Source organism: Paenibacillus sp. ACRSA, from assembly GCF_022346845.1.
Lineage (GTDB): Bacteria > Bacillota > Bacilli > Paenibacillales > Paenibacillaceae > Paenibacillus.
Genome location: NZ_JAKRNP010000001.1, coordinates 422539 through 443510, shown reverse-complemented (window position 1 = coordinate 443510; position 20972 = coordinate 422539). Strand labels below are relative to the sequence as shown.

Here is a 20972-nt window from a genome sequence, read left to right as displayed (position 1 = left end):
CCGCGTTGCATATAACAATAACAGGCATATACGTCCCTACAGGAACGGATCTTAAATCCTCAGTTCACAGGGGGAAGATACAATGGTGAGCAGAGGATGAAGTTCAGAGGGAAAGCATGCTAGTTGATGGCGTATTTTACGAATAATGGGCAGAATGTTGCAGTTTATGTTTGCTCCCATCAGCCTAGTTACAAATGCAGACGCTTAGCGCTATAGTGAGAACTACACCGCTGACAGCTCTATTCCATGCGGTCATCCCATGCGGAATATGCCGCATGTCTTCATGTTTGATCGATAACACAGGCATAAGACGGGATGCATACTAGAGAGGTGAGCAATCGAGAGCATGAGTAGACGAAGACGAAAACGCTGGATGCTAACGGTGCTGGCTGGAGCCGTAGTATTGACCGGAGGAATATTTGCCGGCATGTACTATATGCAGCCCAAACTGGTCACTTATACAGCGCAGAATGGTACAGAAATGAAGTTCAAAACAGAGGGAGACCGATTCATGGAATACGGATCGGACGGTACGTGGAAGGAGATGTTCGTCAAAGGCGTCAATCTGGGCGCAACGTCACCTGGACACTATCCGGGTGAATTCCCGCTGACTAAAGAGGATTATCAGAGGTGGTTCGAGCAGATTCAGGATCTGGGCGCTAATGTAATCCGGGTATATACGGTTCACGAGCCAATTTTTTATACTGCCTTGGTCGATTATAATCGCGGTAGGCAGCAGCCCTTATATTTTATACAGGGGATATGGTCACCTGAGGAAGAGTTGATTGAGAAGCAGGATGCTTATCTCGACCATATCGAGCAAACATTTAAACAGGAAATTGAAAAAGCAGTATCTGCTGTCTATGGGGATGCGGACATTCCTGATAAACCGGGAGCTTCTAGCGGGAAGTATAAGGTGAATGCAGGGAAATATCTGATGGCGTGGCATGTTGGAACCGAGTGGGATCCTATGATGGTGGATAACACCAATAAGACACATCCTGATGTGCCGCAGTACAAGGGAGTTCATTTTTCGGGAACCCCGGATGCTTCACCATTTGAGAACTGGTTGGCAGAATTGATGGATTACACCGCTGTATTAGAGAAAGAGTACGGTTGGGAGCATCCAATGACGTTTACGAATTGGGTGACGACCGATGTGCTTGATCATCCAGGTGAACCATTGTATGAAGAGGACCTGGTCAGTGTGGATGCCCGTCATATTGAGTCGAAGGACTGGCAAGGAGGATATTTTGCAGCGTATCATGTGTATCCTTACTATCCTGACTTGTTCCACATCGATAAGACGCTTCAAACCATTAAGGATGCCAATGGAGAATACAACACGTACAAAAGCTATCTACGCAAGCTTAAAGCCGAGTTTTCCGATATGCCTGTAATGATTACAGAGTACGGTGTACCTTCCTCGCTTGGTATTTCTCATCTGGGTATGGGAGGAAGGAATCAGGGAGGGCATAACGAGGCAGAGCAAGGTGAGATCGATGCTTCCCTAACTCAAGATATTTACGATGAAGGGTATGCAGGAGCGATCTTGTTCATGTGGCAGGACGAATGGTTCAAGAAAACTTGGAACACGATGCCACTCGAAATTCCAGCAGACCGACGTGCATATTGGTTAAACGTGCTGACCAACGAGAAGATGTTTGGTTTGCTCGCGATGGATCCTGGTAAACAGAAGCAGTTGACCATTGATGGCAGCTTGGATGATTGGGAGCAGCTGAAGGATGATGAGGTAACGGTCTGGCAGGGTAAAGTGGAGGGCATTCAGGAGATGAAGCTAACTCATGACGAAGCTTACCTGTACATTGGCATGACCTTAGATCAGAAGTTTGATCCGAAGCAGACGGTGCTGCACATTGGTACAGACACACTTGCAGGAGGTAATCAGCCCGGCGAGCGACTTCCTGGTAGAACGTTAAGTGATGGACTCGAAACGGTGATCACGCTGGGACAGGATCCTGAATCTCAAGTGGAAATCGCCAAGGATTATGATTTTAATCGTCGTCTGTATGGCAAGGATGGCTATGATATGTTGCCTGAGGATTCAGCGGATTCAGCTAATCCATTCCAGCCGTGGAACCTGGCGGTAAGCCTGAGGATGACACCGCCGGATACCCGATCGGCTCACCCGTTTATGAACGAAAAGGTGGGTGCGCTGAAGCGAGGAACTACAGCTGCAGGGCAGTCTGATACCGATTCATTAACGGCGTGGCAGTATAAAGGGAACCAGGTGGAGATGCGAATTCCTTGGATGTTGCTTGGGTTCGGTGATCCAAGCTCACTGCAAGTCATCAACTATGGAGCACTTCAGGAAGGACGACAATTCCAAACTGAAACAGTAGAGGGCGTTACACTGGTTCCATGGTTAATGGAGCGTTCTACTGGTCAAGTATCATGGCCAGGAGGCGAAGCGAACACACTGGACTTGAAGACATTGCCTATGTACAAGTGGCAACCTTGGGAACAGGTGCAATACAGCGAGCGTTTGAAGCTAAGTTATGAGGAAATGAAGAAACGTTTTGAACAAATACCTAGTTTTCAGACCGAATAAATCAGTATAAAGGAGGACTTTTTCGAATGTTTCCCAATTTGGCACTAGCTTATCTATTTCTATATATCTGTATAGCGCTTGTTGTTGTAGGCGTAATCCTGCTGTTTGCCATGAAAATGTCCCACAATGGCAAACAGCGCAAGATGGCGTGGTACGAATCCAAGCAGCGGGACTACTTTACGTACTTGCAAACTGCACTGACGGAGAATCGTCAACTGAAGCTGCCACCAGGCAAGCTTGCTCCGTTAGAGCGCAGGGTTATCCAGAATAAGTTGATTGAATGGATCGATCAATTCAAGGGAGAGTACCGCGATAAGTTGATTGCCTTGTGCCGTGAGTCGGGGTTTGTAGAGCATGACCTGAAAGAACTGGGCAGACTGCGTTATGGCCGACAGATCGATGCAGCGTATCGCTTAGGGGGCATGCGTTGTCCAGAGGCTGTTCCGGGACTTATGGAATTGCTGAAGGATGAGAAGCCTGGTCCGATGGCGATCATGATTGCTCGCTCCATTGCGAGAAGCACGGTTCGTCAAGGAGAGTTAAAGGAGATGCTTGAGGTGCTGTTAACCAAAGGCAAATCCATCCATCATCTAGCTGCAGATATTCTACTTGAAACAAGCATGGATACGAGTAAGATGTTGATTGAATTATTGGAAGACCCTAATCCCGACTTTGTAAAAGTAGGACTTGTAGCCATGTGGGGACAGGCTGTTCCAGAAGTGATGCCTGCTCTTCACAAACTGGTGGGCGCGGAGCAGCGGGATGTACGTGCTGAGGCAGTGAAGCTGTACCTTAGTGCAAGTCCTGCACTGCGAGATGAGACGATTTTGAAATTAATGCAGGATGCAGATCCCGAGGTACGCGCCGAAGTCGCTCAAGCGCTGGGCTCGAAGCATGCATCAGGCAGTATCCCGTTACTGCGCAAAGCGCTGCGAGATGAAGATTGGAGAGTGCGATACAACACTGCCGAGAGTTTGGCGAAGCTGGGTGAGCCTGGATTCGAAGCACTGTGCCAAGCTGCTGTACAGGGTACAAGTGTAGAGCGTGAAATCGCGATGCAGCAGATTGAGAGCACGATGCAACATACGGGAACGGATCATAGAGCTGTTGAACAGATGATCGCACATAACAAAAAAAGGCTGCTATATGATCGGTATTTTGGCTCACCAATAGACCATCGCACAAGCAAGAAACGCACAGGTGTGGCAACGGTAGGAGGGGATTACACTGCTTAGAGATCTTTTATTAATCTACGGTATGGTGGCTATATATTATGTGGTTTTTGTTAACACACTATATTTCTCCATCTTAGCCCTTTCATTCCGCAACATATGGACTATATTCCGGCGTTCGCACTATTCCAAATATAATACGTTGTCAGGCTCGGAACTGGTGCCTTCGGTTTCCTTGCTGGTACCGGCATACAACGAGGAACTGACGATTATTGAAAATGTAAACTGTCTGATGACGCTGAACTATCCAACGTATGAGGTCATCGTGGTTAACGATGGTTCGAGTGATGATACGTTGAAAAAGTTACTGCAAGAGTACAATCTGAAGCTCGTGACCAACACCAAAATGCATGGCAAAATCGCATGTAAAAACATACGAGGTATCTATCATAATTCGGAATTCCCGGATCTCTATGTCATTGATAAGGAGAACGGTGGTAAGGCGGATTCACTTAATGCAGGAATCAATCTGTCTCACTACCCTCTTATCTCCTCAATCGATGCCGATTCGCTTCTGGAGAAGGATGCTTTGATTCGTATGGCTCGCATGTATATGGAGAACCCAGAAGAGACGGTAGCGATTGGCGGCGACGTTCGTATAGCTAATGGCTGTAAGATTGAAAATGGAGCCGTACAGGATGTATCTCTTCCTCGCAAAATGTGGCCGATGTTCCAGTCCATTGAGTACCTTAAAGCCTTTCTCGGGGGAAGAATTGGCTGGAGCCATATGAATGGCTTAATCATTGTATCAGGTGCCTTCGGTATGTTCCGTAAGGATGCAGTGATTGCCGTCGGAGGCTACCGGGACGGTTATCCTGGGGAGGACATGAACATTATTATCAAGCTTCACCGCTATATGCTGGAAAATAAATTGAAGTATCGCGTGGCGTTCTGTCCTGAAGCGGTATGTTGGACACAGGCGCCGGATTCCTACCGGATCTTGTCCAGTCAGCGCAAGCGTTGGGGACGGGGAAATCTGAAGAACATGCTTGAGAATCGTGGCATGCTGTTCAACCCGAAATACAAAGTAATGGGTATGGTGACGATGCCGTACAATGTCATTTTTGAAGCGCTCAACCCGTATTTCCGGATTACCGGACTTCTGGCACTTGCCGGATACGTGCTGATGGATATGACGCAGTGGCCGGTTCTCGTGTTGTTCGGATTGTTGAACTTTGTGAGTGGTTATCTGCTAAGTGTAGGCGCGCTAGTGCTGGAGGAAATCGCATTTAAGCGTTACAACAAGCTATCCGATCTGGTCAAAATGCTGGTATTCTCTGCCTTAAAATTTGTAGGTTATCATCAGCTCGGTGTGCTCTGGAGATTGCAGGGTCACGTTCAGTTTATGCAAAACAACAATTCATGGGGCACGATGACTCGCCAGAGCTGGTCAGAAGAAGAAAAGGGTGCAAGCAAAGCTGCTTGATCATAACTGAAGGAGAAGGGTGGAAAAGAACATGCCAAATACGGCAACATTGCAGCGTGAGACTGCGGTCAATGTGTATCGAAGTGTAGAGCAAGGGTTGAAGGAAACGGGTGCCGGAACATGCGGTTTAATGTTCATCCACTGTGCAGGGAATATTCAGCCAGAGCAGCAGATCCGAACACATTTGGAGCAGACACATGATTATGATTTCCAGTTGTGGAAAGATGGAGCTACGCAGACGATTGCAGTTCTATTGCCGAGATTAACCTTGGATGAGATTCACTATGCAGGACTTCGGATCAAGCATGAACTACAGGAAACGGTACCCGGTGCCGATCCACAGATTACACTGGCTAGCTTCACGGATAAGGATCGTCCTTCACAAGCGACCATTCAGCATATGGCTGAATCCTCGAAGCTGGTAGACTCATCTGAGATTCATATCTACACGCTGGACAAGACATCAGCAGATCCAGAACGTATTTTGATTGTAGATAATGATCCGACCGTACGTGAGTTTCTGCAATTGCGATTGAAGATGCAAGGCTACGAGACGTATGAAGCTGTAGATGGTCTGGCTGCACTGGAACTTATCGAGAAAGTGGCACCAGATCTGGTACTGACCGAATTGAACCTGTATGGTATTGACGGCTTGCCGTTCATTCACCATATCCAGAAGTTAGAGATAGAGCAGCCACCCAAAATCGTCGTTCTGACGGAGCAGCGTGTTGAGCAAACGATCAGCCAATGCTTCCGTAGCGGGGTGGATGATTATATGACCAAGCCGTTCTCACCTGTAGAGCTGGATGCTCGTATTCGGCGGTGCCTGCACTAGATAGTTGTGAATTTATGCAAATGCCAAAGAAGATAACGATAGACAAAAAGAACAAATTTCACACAAAATCAAATCATTGTTGGAGGGACTATCATGCATAATCAACATTTCCACTCATTATTAAATGCGATTGAGAATAAAGAAGCGGTACTCGGCGTGGTCGGGCTCGGTTATGTAGGGCTTCCACTTGCTGTAGAAATGGTGAATCAAGGCTTCACTGTCATCGGAATTGATCTCGATGCTTCTAAGGTAGAGAGTATCTATCACGGAGATTCATACATTCACGACATCTCATCTGAAGAATTGAAAAAAGTGATGGAGACAGGTCGTTTTCAACCAACGACAGATTATAGTATGCTGCGTGTCATCGATGCGTTGAGCATCTGTGTGCCAACACCACTGAGCGAAAACCAAGATCCAGATACGTCGTACATTGAGACGGTAGTTGATCAGATTAAATTGCATATGAAACCAGGCATGTTGATCACGCTGGAGAGTACAACCTACCCGGGAACTACCGAAGAGCTGATTCAACAGAAGCTGGACAAAATCGGACATGAAGCAGGCAAAGACTACTTCCTCTGTTTCTCGCCAGAGCGGGTTGACCCGTCCAACGGACGATTCACTACGTTTAATACGCCTAAGGTCATTGGAGGCACCACCGAATCTTGCCTTAAGCTAGGAACGGCGTTGTATGGTAAATATGTGCAAACCGTTGTACCCGTATCTTCACCAAAAGTAGCGGAGATGTCTAAATTGCTTGAAAATACATTCCGCAGCGTGAATATCGCCTTCGTGAATGAAATGGCGATGATGTGTGATCGCATGGGCATCGACATCTGGGAAGTCATTGATGCAGCTGCAACCAAACCGTTTGGCTTCATGCCATTCTATCCAGGCCCCGGCATCGGTGGTCACTGCATTCCGCTGGATCCAATGTATCTGTCTTGGAAAGCAAAAGGATTCCGTTTCTACAGTAAATTCATTGAGCTGGCACAATCGACGAATGACAACATGCCATATTATGTTCTGAATAAAACGTCAACCATTCTGAACGAATACGCCAAGTCTGTTCGGAATTCCAATATATTGTTGCTTGGTATGTCATACAAGCCGAATATTGCAGATCTGCGTGAGTCCCCAGGACTGGAAGTATATGAATTGTTCAAGGAAAGTGGAGCTAATGTAAGCTACTACGACCCGTATGCTGATTCATTCTTGGACAAACATGGAGATACCGTACACAGCGAAGTGTTCAATCTGGAACAGTTCAAAACATACGATTGCATCGTGCTGATTACCAATCATAAGGATCTTCCATATCGTGAAATTTCAGAGCTCGGTGTACCGATTCTTGATACACGTAATGCATTCCGCACATATACACAGCCTCATATTTATAAGATTGGTCACTCGGTACAACACCCTGTGCTTGAACCAAGTGAAGCGTTGCTCGTCTGAGGAATCCGATGAAACGATGGAAGCAGGTTCCGGTGAAGGCAAAATGGGTACTTCTGGCGCTGATATTTTGCCTGCTGCTTCTGCCCTGGCTGCTCAAGTGGTTCTCTCATGAGGAACACAAAGCGACTTGGCTGTGGGACGCTTCCATTATTGCAGAGCAGACACCGGAAATTATCTCATTTTCCAAAGAGCAGGGTGTGAATGTGATCTTCCTGCAAATACAGGATGAAGTATCAGATGATACGTACCGTACATTTATTGCCGCTGCGAAGGTGGCGGAGATTGAGGTACACGCCTTGAATGGTCATGCGGATTGGGCTTATACGGAGAAACGAGAAGAAGGACTGGCTTTTATTGAACGAGTGCGAGCATATAATACAGCATCCGCTAAGAATGAACGTTTTGAAGGCGTCCAACTGGATGTGGAGCCGTATCAACTGGAACGCTGGGAGAATGAGGAGAGCCGTGTCATTGCAGAGTGGCAAGATAACATGAAAGCTTGGACGGAAGCGGGAGAGGATGCGGGATTGTACATGAGCGCTGCCATTCCGTTCTGGCTCGATGCCCGTCAGTCATCTGGGAATGAAGGGACGTTCAGCCACTGGGTCATTTCTCACTTCGATGCCGTAGCGATCATGGCGTATCGTGACAGTGGGCAACAGATGTACGATCTGTCCAAGGAGGAACTGGACGAGGCGGACGACCTAGGCAAGAAAGTCTGGATCGGAGCAGAATTGGCAGATACGCATGAGGGAGATCACCTGACCTTTTTCCGTAAACCGATTAGCAATATGGATGAGGAAATGGAGAAGGTGTTCAAACTTGGTTCTACTCATTCTTCCTTTGCAGGTGTTGCCGTACATCATTATGAAGCATGGTATGCGAAAAAAAACGGTATTCCGCTTGCGCGCAAGGATGATGAGCAGAAATAGGGGTCACTTTATGATATGTGGCTTGAGGGTCGGTGCAACTTCACAAGCGACGATGATATAAATTGAATAAGTGAGATAAAAAGAAAGGCAAGTCCTGATATGAATAGGACTTGCCTTTCTTTTTGTTGTGAAAGCGTAAAAGGACGGCGTGATAGATACCATAGTTAATCAAGCGTTTATGCCAAGCAGCAACTCGGTAGCGCAAGAGATCCAGCAACGGTTGCAGAGAAGGAGCAATGAACATCGTAGGCGGATTTAAAGCGTAAGGGAGGATGTACCTTGTTATTCTTTACTGCTCTCGGTTGTCCGATAACGGTTGGGGGGCAGACCGACCTGTTTTTTGAAGGCTTTGGAGAAGGAGAACAAGTCGGGATAACCGACAGAATGAGCCACTTCAGTTAAGCTTAGCGGGGTCTGCACAAGTAAGCGCTTGGCCTGATCCATTTTCAATTGCTGAATATACTGGACGGGAGAGAGACCGTACGCTCTGCGGAACTGTTTGGCAAAGTGGGTACGATCCACGCCCGCATGAGCAGACACGCCTTCCACTGTAATGCCGCCAGCAAAATGGATATCCATATACTCTTTGCCCTTCTGGAGCCAGGGAGTAGCGGAGTCTGGCTGCAGTCCCTTGATTGCCGGAGAACGGGCGATTCGGTCGAAAAGGCTTAGAAACCGAGTAAGTCGTCCCAGATCACTTGCTCCATCCTGCGGTTTGCGAACATCCTCCATAAATGCACGCATTGCACTTGCTGTCTCTGGCGTTAACACGCCTGAACGATAAGGCGAGTCTGGAGTCAGACCAATCCGGGAGAGCAGTTCTGCCGCATGTGAGCCGTCAAAGGCAATAAATATTTTCTGCAATGTGTTCTCAGGGGTGGTCCAGTACTCATGAGTGACATGCGGAAATAGACAGAACGCATCTCGTGCTCGCAAGGCATGATGTTGCCCATCCTGAATGAACGTACCTTCCCCCTCTAACACAAACAGCAAATAATGATAAGGTGTGGTGCGAGGGCCAATATGATAGTTGCTCTTGGCTAGATTGCGGCCGATACGAATCGGCCAGGCGCCACCGGCTTTCTCGAATTCAGATGGAGTGAAGAAAATAATATCCAAAAACTCGTGGTGGTCCTCCTTCATGCTCTCGGTCATCGGGAACACCTCTTTAATATATAAGTATTGTAGATAAGATCGGAAAGGTTCATTTATAACCTATTATACAGGTGGGTTTTATACATATTCAAGATCGACGAGACCTAATTCTGAGAAAAGACCACAAAATGACAAAATAAAGTTGCCGCGAAATGACATTGATCACAGACAAATCAATTGATATGATGTCCATACCTATTAAACCAAGTTAATTAATTGGTATTTGGACTTTCATACTAATAAAATGATCAGAAATTAGGAGCACTTTAAAAATAAGTTTCAAGCGAGTGCCAACGTAGTGGAGGGAACGAAATCGATTCTGAAGAAGCAACGCGTTCACCTGAAAGCTTTCTGAAAGAAAGCTACATCGGAAGCATAAGCTATCTCCGGATTTTCCCTTTGGAAAAGGGGAATTAAAAAAATCTGGGGATAACAGTGATCGAAAGAACGATTCGTACGCGGAACGTCAAGGAAGCACAACGGTAACTTTTTTTAACATGAGACTTTATTTATTCATAGAAGGGAATGACTTTGGTGAGCGAACAGGAAGAGATGAAGTTTGGATGGTTTTTGCCAACAGCAGGGGATGGTAAGTATGTGGGAGTTGAACCAGAGCGAGCGCCGAGTCTAGACTATCTGGTGCAGGTAGCACAGACGGCGGAGACGGCAGGGTTTGAATTCGTACTTATTCCGACAGGGGGAGCCTGTCTGGATGCGTGGGTGGTTGGCTCAGCTGTGATGAGTCATACCAAGACATTGCGTCCCCTTGTCGCTATTCGCCCGGGTCTGGTTACACCGGTTCTTGCTGCACGCATGGGTGCGGCTCTGGATCAGCTCTCGGGAGGCCGAGCCATGATGAATGTCGTTACAGGTAGCTCGGTTCGAGATCTGGAAGAGCTGGGTGATCCGCTGGCACATGCACATGATGAGCGGTATGTACGTGCAAGCGAGTATATGGAAGTCATGAAGCGTTCGTGGACCCAGTCCACAGGACTCAATCTGACTGAATTTGCAGGCAGCGGTGCACAATCAAATGCGGATGCGTCCAGCGATCCATATCCAGCGTTTAACGGGCAACACTATACCTTCAAAGGCCCAGTAGGCATGCCAGAAACGGTACAGAAACCTCATCCACCATTCTATTTGGGAGGAAGCTCTCCGATTGCGAAGCGAGTTGCTGTGGAGCATGCGGATACATTCCTCATGTGGGGTGAACCCCATGACTGGATCCAAGAGCAGATCGAAGAGATCGAGGTCATTCGTGAGCAGGTTAAAGCGGAAACAGGACAAGATCGTCAGATGCGTTACGGCATGCGTGCGCAAGTGCTCATTCGGGATACGGAAGAAGAAGCATGGGCCGCCGCTTGGGAGATTATTAGTAAAGTACCGCCAGAGGCAATCGAGAAGGCCAAAGCAGCCTTTGCCGAGACGGATGCGACCAACCAGCGTAGACAAAACGAGCTGCGGGAACTATCGGAGAAACAACAATTTGTTGTAGGTCCTAACCTGTGGACAGGATTGTCTGTCGTACGCTCCGGCGGAGCCATCCTTATCGTGGGTACAGCAGAACAGGTCGCAGAACGCTTGATGGAATACGGAGATTTGGGTGTGACCACATTCATTCTCTCCGGGTATCCACATCTGGAAGAAGCCGAAATCTTCGGACGGACGGTTATGCCGATCATTCGTGACCGATGGAAAACAAGACAAAAGCAGCACTCCGTTACTACCAACTAAGTAAGTTTCAACTCAGCTTTTTATACAAAAACGAAGAGGACAGAAAAAACGTGAAGAAGTGAAACGTTCGGCTGAAAGCTTTCTACAGAAAGCTACATCGGAAGCATAAGCTATCCCCGGATTTTTCCCTTTGTAAAAGGAATCAAATAAATCTGGGGATAACAGCGATCGGAAGGTTATTCTGTCATCGGAGTGGTCAGTATAAACCATTTAGCAGTTGAACTTATAACACATTAATCATCCTCAGGAGGTCGTCTTTAATGAAAAATAAGAAAAAGTATATCCTGCCCCTTATCAGTATGCTGGTCATGTCCATCGTACTGTCGGCTTGCGGTGGCGGAGATGAGGCGGCATCCGGAGAGAATGGTTCCTCGGGTTCAGGTAAAGTGAAAATCAGCTTCATCCACTGGCGTGGAGAAGATGTAGAAGCGTTGAATAAAACCATCGACGCGTTTGAAAAGGAAAATCCAAACATCGAGGTGGAAATGCAGACATTACCTTCGGATCAGTATCAATCCACCGTACAATCCAAAATCAGTGATGGTTCGGTCGGGGATGTCTTTGCATCCTTCCCGGGTGCACAATTTGAAGCCTTCACCAAAGCTGGGTTGTTCACGGATCTGACGGGATCATCGTTCTTGTCTGCTTTTAATTCGAAGCTGATTGAAGCAGGGCAACATGATGGCAAGCAATATGCAGTTCCGTATCAACTTGTATATAACGATCCCATCTATAATGTGAAGCTGTTTGAACAGTATGGTCTGACGCCACCGACGGATTGGGAAGGTTTCTTGGCGCTATGCCAGAAGCTGAAAGACAATGGCATCATTCCAATTGCCTTTGCCGGAGCGGATATTGGCCCAGGTCAATTCATGAACACGATGGTCATGAATAATGCGCCGAGTGACGACATTTTTACCAAAGTAGAAGCAGGCGAAGCCAAACTGACGGATGAGTTCTGGGTAAAAACGTTGACGCAGATCAAAGAACTGAACGATAAAGGATACTTCCAGCAGGATGCACTGGGTACGAAAGACCCTGCGGCAGGTGCGTTGTTTATTCAAGAAAAAGCAGCGATGCTCGCAAGCGGATCATATCAACTTGCTCAGAACAAGTTACAAAACCCGAATCTGGAGCAAAAATTGCTTGCACCGATTACAGTAAGTGCCGATCAGACGAAGTATGAAGGTGTGCATACAACCACATTTATGCTTGCAGTGAATAGCAAGTCGAAGCATCCGGAAGAAGCGAAGAAGTTTATTGAGTTCTTGAGCAAACCGGAAGTAGCGAGCGAGTATGCCAATCAGACCGGACAGAATGTAACGGTTAATGATGTGAAATACGATACACCTGAGCTTCAAGTTGCCGGAGAATGGGCAAGCAAAAAGACCGTGTTCCAGCCACGGTTCACCATCCTGAATGGAGATAACCAAAAGGCTGTTACGAACTCCATCCAGGCTGTACTAAGCGGTACTGCGCCAGAAGAAGCAGCGCAGCAGGCACAGGCGATCATTGATCAGCATATCGGGAAATAAACGATGAAAAACCATATTCAGCTATCCCTGTTTCTGTTACCTGGGTTGCTGCTGTACGTTGGATTGTTCGTATTTCCTACATTGACGGGGCTGTTCTATTCCTTTACGGATTGGGACGGGGTATCCCCGTCGTATGCATTTGTAGGGCTGGATAATTATAAGGACAGTCTCAGCAGCATCGTATTTCGCAAAGCTTTTGGCAACAACGTAGAATTCATGTTAACGGTAGTTATCGCTCAAACCTTTATTTCACTTGTACTTGCCTTGCTCTTGGTTCGTAATACAAAGACACGTATTGTGCTTCGGGCGTTGTATTTCCTGCCTACCATTCTGTCCTCTGTATCGGTCGGACTAATCTGGGCATTTATGTATGATCCATCGATTGGACTAATCAACTACGGCTTGAATGAGGCGGGCATGAGCAGTATAGCTCGTAACTGGATCGGTGATCCCAAGATTGCGATCTATTCTATCGCTGCAGTACAGGTCTGGGCCCATGCCGGACAGATGATGATTGTGTTCATCGCAGGTCTGCAAGGCATTCCAGCAGAATTGTACGAAGCAGCTCGAATGGATGGAGGCAGCAAGTGGCAGGTATTCCGTACAGTGACTTGGCCGTTGCTTGCTCCTTCAGCAACAATTGTTGTGGCATACACCACCATTCAATCGTTTAAGGCGTTTGACCTCATCTTTACAATGACGGACGGCGGTCCGAACTATGCAACTGAAATTTTGACGACATATATTTATCATACCGCCTTTGGCAGCTATTCATTTGGTCTGGCTTCTGCCGGTTCGATGATCTTCCTCGTATTGCTCGCGCTCTTAACGCTGTTGCAGTTTAAGGCACTGCGCGCTGACCGAGTAAACTATTGAGATTGAAGCAGATCTTAGGCAGAAGGGAGTTCATATGGTTTTAAAATGGTTCAATCGACTAATTCTATTGGTGTACGCGTTACTCATCATTGTACCGCTATACTTTGTATTTGTGTCCTCGTTCAAAACAAGCAGTAATTTCTTCACCAGTCCATTCAGTTGGCCTGACCCATTTACGTGGGACAATGTTATTGGCATGTTTCGTAACCAGCCTATGTGGCAATATTTCGGAAACAGCTTAGTCGTGACGCTAGGTACGGTTGCAATCGAGTTGTTACTGAGCAGTATGATTGCATATGCCATTGTGCGCTGGGGTGGGAGTGTAGGGAAAATCGTATTTGCTCTGTTCGTAGCAGGTCTGATCGTTCCTTCTCAGGTGAGTATGCTGCCGATTTATTCCCTAACACGTACACTGGGATGGTCGGACAGTCTGACTGGTCTGATCATTGTGTCCGCTGCAATGCTGATGCCTGTCTCGGTATTTATGTTGACAGGTTTCATGCGTATGCTTAACGCAGAGATATTGGAAGCAGGCAGCATGGATGGAGCCAGTGAGTGGAGGCTGTACACCAAGATTGCGTTGCCACTTGCTGCACCATCGCTCGCGGCAACAGCAACATTCCTGCTCGTTATGGTGTGGAATGACCTGTTGATTCCCATGCTCATGCTTACAAGTAAATCCAAGCTGACGTTACCGCTCGCGCTTATGCAGTTCCGTGGTGAATACGTGACTAATTATCCGATGATGCTCACGGGTGTGATGATTACAGCTATTCCGATGATCGTGCTGTTCCTTTTGCTCCAGCGTTATTTTGTTGCAGGTCTGACAGCAGGTTCACTCAAAGGGTAAGGTTCTAAGTTCAGATTAATAGTCTGATATAGATTTACGTATTTTGCATTGATTTCTACATCATTCTGCATAATAATGGTTTAGGGCGTGGCTTATAACTCCGAAAGATAAGTGAGATTTAAGGAACGCCCTATGGCAGAATGATTACATAGAGATCAAGGGAGCTATAAGTGATGAGCAAACTGGAAGTATTGCGGAATCCCAAGCAGCGCAAGCTGCTGTTCAGTGCCGGCATGAGCTGGCTGTTTGATGCGATGGAGGTTGGTATGATCTCCTTCATCGTGGCTGCACTTGCCAAGGAATGGAGTCTTAGCCCTGGACAAGTCGGCGTATTAACAAGTGTTAACTCCATCGGTATGGCTTTAGGAGCCCTGCTTGCAGGTGCACTTGCAGACCGTTTTGGACGTAAGGCTATTCTGATGTGGACACTCTTAATCTTCACGATTGCAAGCGGTCTCTCTGCCCTGGCTACCGGATTTGCAGTCCTGTGTGCATTGCGTCTGGTTGCAGGGATTGGACTTGGTGGAGAGCTGCCCGTAGCCTCTACATTGGTATCGGAATCGATGCCTACGGCAGAACGTGGGCGTGCGGTTGTATTATTGGAGAGCTTCTGGGCAGGAGGCTGGATTGTATCGGCACTCATTGCTAACTTTGTTATCCCGGAGTACGGTTGGAGAATTGCCTTTGCCATCGGAGCACTTCCGGCGTTCTATGCATTGTATCTGCGCCGTGCTATTCAAGACCCACCACGGTATAAGAATCATACGAAGCTGCATAAAATCACGTTCCGCGAAAAAGTGGCTACAGTCTGGTCAGCACCTCATCGCCGTACAACGTTGATGCTGTGGATCTTGTGGTTTACCGTTATTTTCTCCTATTATGGTATGTTCTTGTGGTTACCTTCTGTAGTTATGGCTAAAGGATTTACGCTCGTCAAAAGCTTCCAGTACGTGTTAATCATGACGATTGCACAATTGCCAGGATACTTTACCGCCGCGTACTTCATTGAACGTTATGGTCGCAAATTCGTACTTGTCGTATATCTTACCTTGACCGCGATTAGTGCTATTGCGTTTGGACTAGCAACGACGGAAGCCACGATCTTGGCCGCAGGAATCTGTCTCTCATTCTTCAATTTGGGGGCTTGGGGCGGACTGTACGCATACAGCCCGGAATTGTACCCCACTTCGGTTCGTTCAACAGGTGTTGGACTAGCTACATCGGTTGGCCGGATTGGGGGCGTCATTGCACCATTCATGGTCGGTATGCTGGTTCAGCGAGCAGTTCCAATCAGCCTGATCTTCACCATTTTCTTCGTAACGATCCTTATTGGTGCAGCGGCTGTGCTGTTCTGGGGTCGGGAAACGAAGGGACAAGAGCTGGCTGAGTAATTGTCATTAGGGCGTGTCTTAAAACTCCGAAGGATCAATTTTGCCGAATTTTCGTCCCAAGCAAGGAAATTTTCAGCAGGCGTGCCGGGGCACGTCAAGGGAAATTGACGCAGGAGGGGGCGAAAAGGGGGTAAAAGAAGCACTTCAGCGAGTTTTGAGAAACGTCCTAAATTCAAGCGCAACTTTTGTGCGGGTCTGTCTGCCTACGGAAACACAGGTTGGACAAGCGGTACAAGGTTGATACAAGAAGAGGTGTGACCCTGATACGACCATGGGCTCATGCCTCTTTCTGCTATGTTCAAGACTCATTTTTTCATGCTCCATCGGTCCGATAGACGCCCCTTGGGTGATATCCTATAATGACACTCGGGATGTCCAACCGTGAGGATTCAGGGGAAGAAGTGGGATCTGGATTCAGAAAAATGGAGGGTAAAGACATGATAAAGCGTAATTTTGAAAAGAACCATACGAGTGAAATGAATGAAAAGAATATGATAAATCAACAGCATAGCGTGAGTGAAGGTTCTATAACCATAAGTCGTAAAGTAACCCATCAAAGGGGAAGAAAAACGAACAAACGAGCAGGAAAGGTTGGTATGCTTCTTGGTACTTGCGCGATGGCTCTCGGTCTTACAGTGGCAGCCCCTTCTGCGGGAGCGCAGAAACTGGAACAAGGTGTTCGTAGTGAACATGTGCTGCAATTGCAGGAGCAATTAAGCGATCTGGGTTACTTTGACGCAGGAATGACGGGGTATTACGGTACAATTACCAAGAGTGCTGTCCGCGAATTCCAACAGGCGCAGGGACTGAGTGCCGATGGTGTGGCAGGCCCGAAAACGCTGAACAGGCTGAACCATAAGATCAAAGCCGAAGGCAATACACTGCGCCAGCTCGCTAAGCTAATTCATGGGGAAGCGCGAGGGGAATCGTTTGAAGGACAGGTAGCTGTCGGAGCTGTGGTGTTAAACCGGGTACACTCAGGAGAATTCCCTTCGTCGATTCCGAAGGTTATATTCCAGAAAGGTCAGTTTACAGCAATAGACGATGGGCAGTTCAATCAGAAGCCGACGGCAACCTCGTACAAAGCAGCACGTAAGGCATTGAACGGTGCAGATCCAACACATGGTGCGCTCTATTATTACAATCCGAAGATTGCTACATCTGTGTGGAGCAAGAGCAGACCAACGCTGTTGACCATTGGGCAGCATGATTTTACAAGGTGAGAGTGAGTATTACTAGAATCAATTTCTAATATTAAAATCTTCATGAAAAAGACGTGCAAGGACGCCAATCGACAATAATTGATGGTGTCCCTGCACGTCTGTTGGATTTATAGTGATGATGAGATGCCGGTCTTGGCGAATCGGGATAGGGCAAACCTGCTAATATCCTGATCCGTATGCCCTGTCTGGACTAAATCGGACAGGATGTGGCCAACTGCGCTTGCAAATTTGAAGCCGTGACCGGAGAATCCGCCTGCAAGCCAAACATGCTCATGTATCGGGTGATGATCAATAATAAAGTCCTCGTCGGGTGTCATTTCGTATTTGCATACACTGCCGCGCTTCAATTGGCCTGCCGCTAGTGGCATTCGAAGCTCAAGCAGCCTCCGGAGTTCACCCTCGTCTGTTTCTTCCGCTCCGAATGGTGTCTGTTGCTCTCCTGGCATCCAGGTAGGTCCCGTATCATGACGGCCGATCTTCACTCCAGCCCCGCCGATACTGGGAAATCCATAATAGACACCAGCCTCTTCGGATATGGTGAAATCAGGAAAATGTTCTTCCCCGAACAATGCTTCCGGTGCATCAAACCATCCTACCGTTTTGCGAACGGCTCGGATCGGAAGATTCACAAATGGTTTTAATGTCTGAAACCAGGCACCTGTGCTAAGTATGAGCTTACTAGCGTTATATGTATTTCCTCCAGCGGTTTTTACGGATACGGACTGAGACCCGCATTCCACATGTTCCACTAGGGTATGCGTTAGCAGGGTGGCACCTGCTTGTTCTGCGGCTTGCCGATAAGTCTGAACGCAGCGTTCACTGAACAGATAACCAGCATCCGGTTCATACATGCCTTCATAATGTTCAGGTATTGTAATCCCTGACCAGCGCTTCATCACTTCATTTGCACGCAGCATTTCATATCGGACTCCTGCATCATCTGCATGAGTCAACCGGTCGCGAAACGAATGGAATTCTGGATTAACCAGGTTGATAACCCCTGAACGAACAAGCAGGTTGTTGCCCGTTGTATCCTCCAGCTCTTGCCATAAATTCTGAGCAAGAAGCGCCAACGAGATGTAATCAGGCCCTCCGCTGTAAACATGGCGAATTAATCGGGACTCTCCATGATGGCTTCCTTCGGTATGTGGGGGATCAAAAGCATCAATCATCAGGGTTTTTAACCCGCTTCGTGCTAGATAATAACCTGCACTCATCCCCATGGAGCCTGCTCCAACGATAATGACGTCATAGGATTGTGTAATAAGAGCTCCTCCTCTCGCGGATTGATTAGAATCGAATATTCTTCAGGATAATGTAGACTTAAAACCCAGTTTGGTCAAGGGGCAGGAAGACCTGGGTAAAAGTTAATCTGCCTCATCATTGGATTCATCTAGCCAATCCTGTACAATGAATAACGACAAAACAATAGTAGATTAAGGATGATCACCATGATACGAATGATAATTTCACCAGCCAAAAAGATGAAGATTGATACCGATCTGATGGCATCTAAGCAGTTACCCCAATTTATAAACGAAACTGAGCAACTCCTGAGTTTGCTTCAGAAATTAACCTACGACGAACTGAAATCAATGTGGAAGTGTAACGATGCCATCGCCGAGCAGAATGTGGAGCGAATTCAGAATATGAATCTGAAGACAAATCTTACGCCAGCCATCTATGCCTATGAGGGAATTCAGTATCAGTATATGGCGCCTGGTGTTTTTCAACAGGAGGAACTGGCTTATCTGGAGCAGCATTTACGCATTTTATCCGGCTTCTATGGTATGTTACGGCCTTTGGATGGTGTCACTCCATATCGGTTGGAAATGCAGGGCAAGTTGCAAGGTCCAGGTTTTAAGTCGCTCTATCAATTCTGGGGCAGCAAGTTGGCAGATCAGCTTCAAGCGGAAAGTAACTGGATCCTGAATCTAGCTTCCAAAGAGTACAGCAAGAATATCACGCCTTTCCTGAGCGAGGAAACAGAGTTCATCACATGTGTGTTTGGACAGATGGTCGAAGGGAAGCTTGTTGAGAAGGCAACACGTGCCAAGATGGCCAGAGGTGAGATGGTACGTTATATGGCAGAACGTAAGGTTACAGATCTAAAGGACGTTAGAAGCTTTGATCGATTAGACTTTAATTTTTCCGAAGCGTTATCGGATGAGAGAACTTATGTATTCTTACACGTAGAGAGAAATTAGACTAAAATACATGTTGGTTTCTTGTACATATGGTGAGGATTCTGTTATTACGTTTGGATGAAACTAGGACAAAAAAAGATTCGTATTTGAAGATGCCATCAAACGGATGGCTCTTTTTTGTGTACCCACTTTTAAAGCTAAATTGGCCTATAGTAGTTCAATTTTGAATGCTCACAAGCCTTAAAATAAGTTAGATCAGATCCTATTCAATGTTCTAAAGCTACAAGAAGTGCTAGATATTGTGAAACCGAATACGTATTTACAAAGTATATATAAATACGGATATAACTTATAGTTATTAATTAGATGTACGGAGAAGGAACATATAAATGGATGTATTTCATGAGTGTAGATGAAGCGCAGATGAATTAACTAGGGGGTCTTCGTACAGCGCCGCATACATACCAAGAGGGGAGGACAAACATGCCATTTATTGGGGGAATCATTTTAATAATAATCCTAGCATTTATTCTATGGGCATTAATGATCCCGCTATTCAATAAAATAGGTAGTAGAATTCTGAAAAAGTACGATAAATTCAAACAAGAGGAGAATGCAGATGAAAAATTCAAAGACGTTTAGAGCAGGGGCCATTGCGGTTGCATTGGTTATTATTGTGGGCGTATTGCTGGTAACCTTCTTTGTCACACGAATTCCGAATGGTTATGTTGGGGTCGTGTATTCACCAAACGGAGGGGTAAAAGATAGTACACTGAGTCAAGGATGGAAACTCGTTGGAGCGTTTGATAAAGTGACGAAATATCCAATTCGAATTCAAACGGTTGAATACAGAGATATTCAGATTGCAACTTCAGACGGGAAAAACATCACAATCGATTTTGCTTATAACTACCAAGTCGAACCAAGTAAAGTATCTTCGATCTTCAACACATTTGGGCCCATTAGCATTCAAGAAATTGAGGATACATATCTCAAAACACGTTTCCGTGACGCAGCGCGTAAAGGTATTTCCAAATTTACTGTCATTGATGTGTATGGTGAAAAGTCATCCGAGGCAGGCGTAGACGTCCAACAACGTTTTTCTGATGATGTGAAAGAATTAGGCTTTATTGTATCAAACGTTACCGTAGGGGTTCCTCAACCTGATGCTAAAACCCAGGAAGCAATTGATAAGCGTGTCGAGGCTTCGCAAGAACTGGAACGTAAGACAACTGAGCTTGAGATTGCCAAGAAAGAAGCAGAGCGCAAGCGCGTAGAGGCACAAGGTAATGCAGACAAACTATTGATCGAAGCAGAAGGTCAGGCCAAAGCAAATAAAGAGCTTCAACAATCATTATCGAGTCAACTCGTTGAATATGAAACCATCAAGAAATGGGATGGAGCACTGCCATATGTAAGTGGATCTAATACGCCAATGATTCAATTACCTGCTCCAAAAGTCGAACAGAATAGCAACACGGGGAATGTAGCTCCTTAATTTATGGTTTGAAATGTATGTGTTGATTTCCCAACAATTGAATATGATACAAAAAAATGAACTCCACTTGCTTAAAAGCGAGTGGAGTTTGGGCTGTAACGG

17 protein-coding genes are annotated in these 20972 nt (G+C 46.6%); 15 read left to right on the top strand and 2 right to left on the bottom strand.

Annotation, left to right across the window (positions count from 1 at the left end; translation table 11 throughout):
* Nucleotides 1-346: 346 nt before the first annotated feature.
* The 6 genes from MH215_RS02070 to MH215_RS02045 all read left to right on the top strand — a co-directional run bounded on the left by MH215_RS02070 (nucleotide 347) and on the right by MH215_RS02045 (nucleotide 8458).
* Nucleotides 347-2572, top strand: a complete 2226-nt coding sequence (locus MH215_RS02070) for a hypothetical protein (protein WP_239287413.1) — start codon at nucleotides 347-349, stop codon at nucleotides 2570-2572.
* Nucleotides 2573-2598: 26 nt separating this feature from the next.
* Nucleotides 2599-3807 (top strand): HEAT repeat domain-containing protein, encoded by a 1209-nt coding sequence (locus tag MH215_RS02065; protein WP_239287411.1) that lies wholly within the window; start codon nucleotides 2599-2601, stop codon nucleotides 3805-3807.
* 22 nt (nucleotides 3808-3829) lie between these two features.
* Complete coding sequence (locus MH215_RS02060) at nucleotides 3830-5230, top strand: glycosyltransferase family 2 protein (RefSeq protein ID WP_239287409.1); 1401 nt, start codon at nucleotides 3830-3832, stop codon at nucleotides 5228-5230.
* Nucleotides 5231-5261: 31 nt separating this feature from the next.
* The gene (locus MH215_RS02055) at nucleotides 5262-6065 is read left to right on the top strand and encodes a response regulator transcription factor (RefSeq protein WP_056696407.1); all 804 of its coding nucleotides are present in this window, start codon (nucleotides 5262-5264) and stop codon (nucleotides 6063-6065) included.
* Nucleotides 6066-6158: 93 nt separating this feature from the next.
* Complete coding sequence (locus tag MH215_RS02050; protein ID WP_056696409.1) at nucleotides 6159-7526, top strand: nucleotide sugar dehydrogenase; 1368 nt, start codon at nucleotides 6159-6161, stop codon at nucleotides 7524-7526.
* An 8-nt stretch (nucleotides 7527-7534) separates the two neighbouring features.
* On the top strand, nucleotides 7535-8458 hold the full coding sequence (locus tag MH215_RS02045) for a hypothetical protein (protein WP_239287407.1): 924 nt from the start codon (nucleotides 7535-7537) through the stop codon (nucleotides 8456-8458).
* A gap of 282 nt (nucleotides 8459-8740) precedes the next feature.
* Here the strand turns inward: MH215_RS02045 and MH215_RS02040 are convergent, their stop codons facing one another.
* Nucleotides 8741-9613 carry a helix-turn-helix transcriptional regulator gene (locus tag MH215_RS02040; RefSeq protein WP_239287405.1) on the bottom strand — a complete coding sequence of 291 codons (873 nt, stop codon included), beginning with the start codon at nucleotides 9611-9613 and terminating at the stop codon, nucleotides 8741-8743.
* A gap of 552 nt (nucleotides 9614-10165) precedes the next feature.
* On the opposite strand from MH215_RS02040, the gene MH215_RS02035 reads away from it, so the two are divergent.
* From MH215_RS02035 to MH215_RS02010, 6 genes are all read left to right on the top strand, one after another.
* Entirely contained in the window at nucleotides 10166-11350 is a 1185-nt protein-coding gene (locus MH215_RS02035) for an LLM class flavin-dependent oxidoreductase (RefSeq protein ID WP_481857422.1), read from the top strand.
* Nucleotides 11351-11610: 260 nt separating this feature from the next.
* Nucleotides 11611-12885, top strand: a complete 1275-nt coding sequence (locus MH215_RS02030; protein WP_239287401.1) for an ABC transporter substrate-binding protein — start codon at nucleotides 11611-11613, stop codon at nucleotides 12883-12885.
* 3 nt (nucleotides 12886-12888) lie between these two features.
* Nucleotides 12889-13761, top strand: a complete 873-nt coding sequence (locus MH215_RS02025) for a carbohydrate ABC transporter permease (RefSeq protein WP_239287390.1) — start codon at nucleotides 12889-12891, stop codon at nucleotides 13759-13761.
* A 34-nt stretch (nucleotides 13762-13795) separates the two neighbouring features.
* Entirely contained in the window at nucleotides 13796-14611 is an 816-nt protein-coding gene (locus MH215_RS02020; protein ID WP_056696418.1) for a carbohydrate ABC transporter permease, read from the top strand.
* A 173-nt stretch (nucleotides 14612-14784) separates the two neighbouring features.
* Nucleotides 14785-16002 carry an MFS transporter gene (locus MH215_RS02015; protein ID WP_239287388.1) on the top strand — a complete coding sequence of 406 codons (1218 nt, stop codon included), beginning with the start codon at nucleotides 14785-14787 and terminating at the stop codon, nucleotides 16000-16002.
* Nucleotides 16003-16439: 437 nt separating this feature from the next.
* Nucleotides 16440-17225 carry a cell wall hydrolase gene (locus MH215_RS02010; RefSeq protein WP_239287377.1) on the top strand — a complete coding sequence of 262 codons (786 nt, stop codon included), beginning with the start codon at nucleotides 16440-16442 and terminating at the stop codon, nucleotides 17223-17225.
* A gap of 107 nt (nucleotides 17226-17332) precedes the next feature.
* On the opposite strand, the gene solA is transcribed toward MH215_RS02010, so the two are convergent.
* Nucleotides 17333-18490: an N-methyl-L-tryptophan oxidase gene (gene solA / locus MH215_RS02005; RefSeq protein WP_343224515.1), complete on the bottom strand. Its 1158-nt coding sequence runs from the start codon at nucleotides 18488-18490 to the stop codon at nucleotides 17333-17335.
* Between the two features lie 186 nt (nucleotides 18491-18676).
* On the opposite strand from solA, the gene yaaA reads away from it, so the two are divergent.
* From yaaA to MH215_RS01990, 3 genes are all read left to right on the top strand, one after another.
* Nucleotides 18677-19432 (top strand): peroxide stress protein YaaA, encoded by a 756-nt coding sequence (yaaA, locus tag MH215_RS02000; RefSeq protein ID WP_239287373.1) that lies wholly within the window; start codon nucleotides 18677-18679, stop codon nucleotides 19430-19432.
* Between the two features lie 423 nt (nucleotides 19433-19855).
* The gene (locus MH215_RS01995; RefSeq protein ID WP_239287371.1) at nucleotides 19856-20014 is read left to right on the top strand and encodes a hypothetical protein; all 159 of its coding nucleotides are present in this window, start codon (nucleotides 19856-19858) and stop codon (nucleotides 20012-20014) included.
* Nucleotides 19992-20870: a prohibitin family protein gene (locus MH215_RS01990; RefSeq protein ID WP_239287369.1), complete on the top strand. Its 879-nt coding sequence runs from the start codon at nucleotides 19992-19994 to the stop codon at nucleotides 20868-20870. Before MH215_RS01995 ends, MH215_RS01990 begins: the two co-directional genes overlap by 23 nt.
* Nucleotides 20871-20972: the final 102 nt, after the last annotated feature.

What these genes read in the sequence shown, in the direction of transcription:
- MH215_RS01995 (WP_239287371.1), top strand. Translation starts at nt 19,856, where the DNA reads ATGCCATTTATTGGGGGAATCATTTTAATAATAATCCTAGCATTTATT.
- MH215_RS01990 (WP_239287369.1), top strand. Translation starts at nt 19,992, where the DNA reads ATGAAAAATTCAAAGACGTTTAGAGCAGGGGCCATTGCGGTTGCATTG.
- MH215_RS02030 (WP_239287401.1), top strand. Translation starts at nt 11,611, where the DNA reads ATGAAAAATAAGAAAAAGTATATCCTGCCCCTTATCAGTATGCTGGTC.
- MH215_RS02015 (WP_239287388.1), top strand. Translation starts at nt 14,785, where the DNA reads ATGAGCAAACTGGAAGTATTGCGGAATCCCAAGCAGCGCAAGCTGCTG.
- MH215_RS02065 (WP_239287411.1), top strand. Translation starts at nt 2,599, where the DNA reads ATGTTTCCCAATTTGGCACTAGCTTATCTATTTCTATATATCTGTATA.
- MH215_RS02060 (WP_239287409.1), top strand. Translation starts at nt 3,830, where the DNA reads ATGGTGGCTATATATTATGTGGTTTTTGTTAACACACTATATTTCTCC.
- MH215_RS02040 (WP_239287405.1), bottom strand. Translation starts at nt 9,613, where the DNA reads ATGACCGAGAGCATGAAGGAGGACCACCACGAGTTTTTGGATATTATT.
- MH215_RS02020 (WP_056696418.1), top strand. Translation starts at nt 13,796, where the DNA reads ATGGTTTTAAAATGGTTCAATCGACTAATTCTATTGGTGTACGCGTTA.
- MH215_RS02045 (WP_239287407.1), top strand. Translation starts at nt 7,535, where the DNA reads ATGAAACGATGGAAGCAGGTTCCGGTGAAGGCAAAATGGGTACTTCTG.
- MH215_RS02055 (WP_056696407.1), top strand. Translation starts at nt 5,262, where the DNA reads ATGCCAAATACGGCAACATTGCAGCGTGAGACTGCGGTCAATGTGTAT.
- MH215_RS02050 (WP_056696409.1), top strand. Translation starts at nt 6,159, where the DNA reads ATGCATAATCAACATTTCCACTCATTATTAAATGCGATTGAGAATAAA.
- MH215_RS02010 (WP_239287377.1), top strand. Translation starts at nt 16,440, where the DNA reads ATGATAAAGCGTAATTTTGAAAAGAACCATACGAGTGAAATGAATGAA.
- MH215_RS02070 (WP_239287413.1), top strand. Translation starts at nt 347, where the DNA reads ATGAGTAGACGAAGACGAAAACGCTGGATGCTAACGGTGCTGGCTGGA.
- MH215_RS02035 (WP_481857422.1), top strand. Translation starts at nt 10,166, where the DNA reads ATGAAGTTTGGATGGTTTTTGCCAACAGCAGGGGATGGTAAGTATGTG.
- MH215_RS02025 (WP_239287390.1), top strand. Translation starts at nt 12,889, where the DNA reads ATGAAAAACCATATTCAGCTATCCCTGTTTCTGTTACCTGGGTTGCTG.
- yaaA (WP_239287373.1), top strand. Translation starts at nt 18,677, where the DNA reads ATGATACGAATGATAATTTCACCAGCCAAAAAGATGAAGATTGATACC.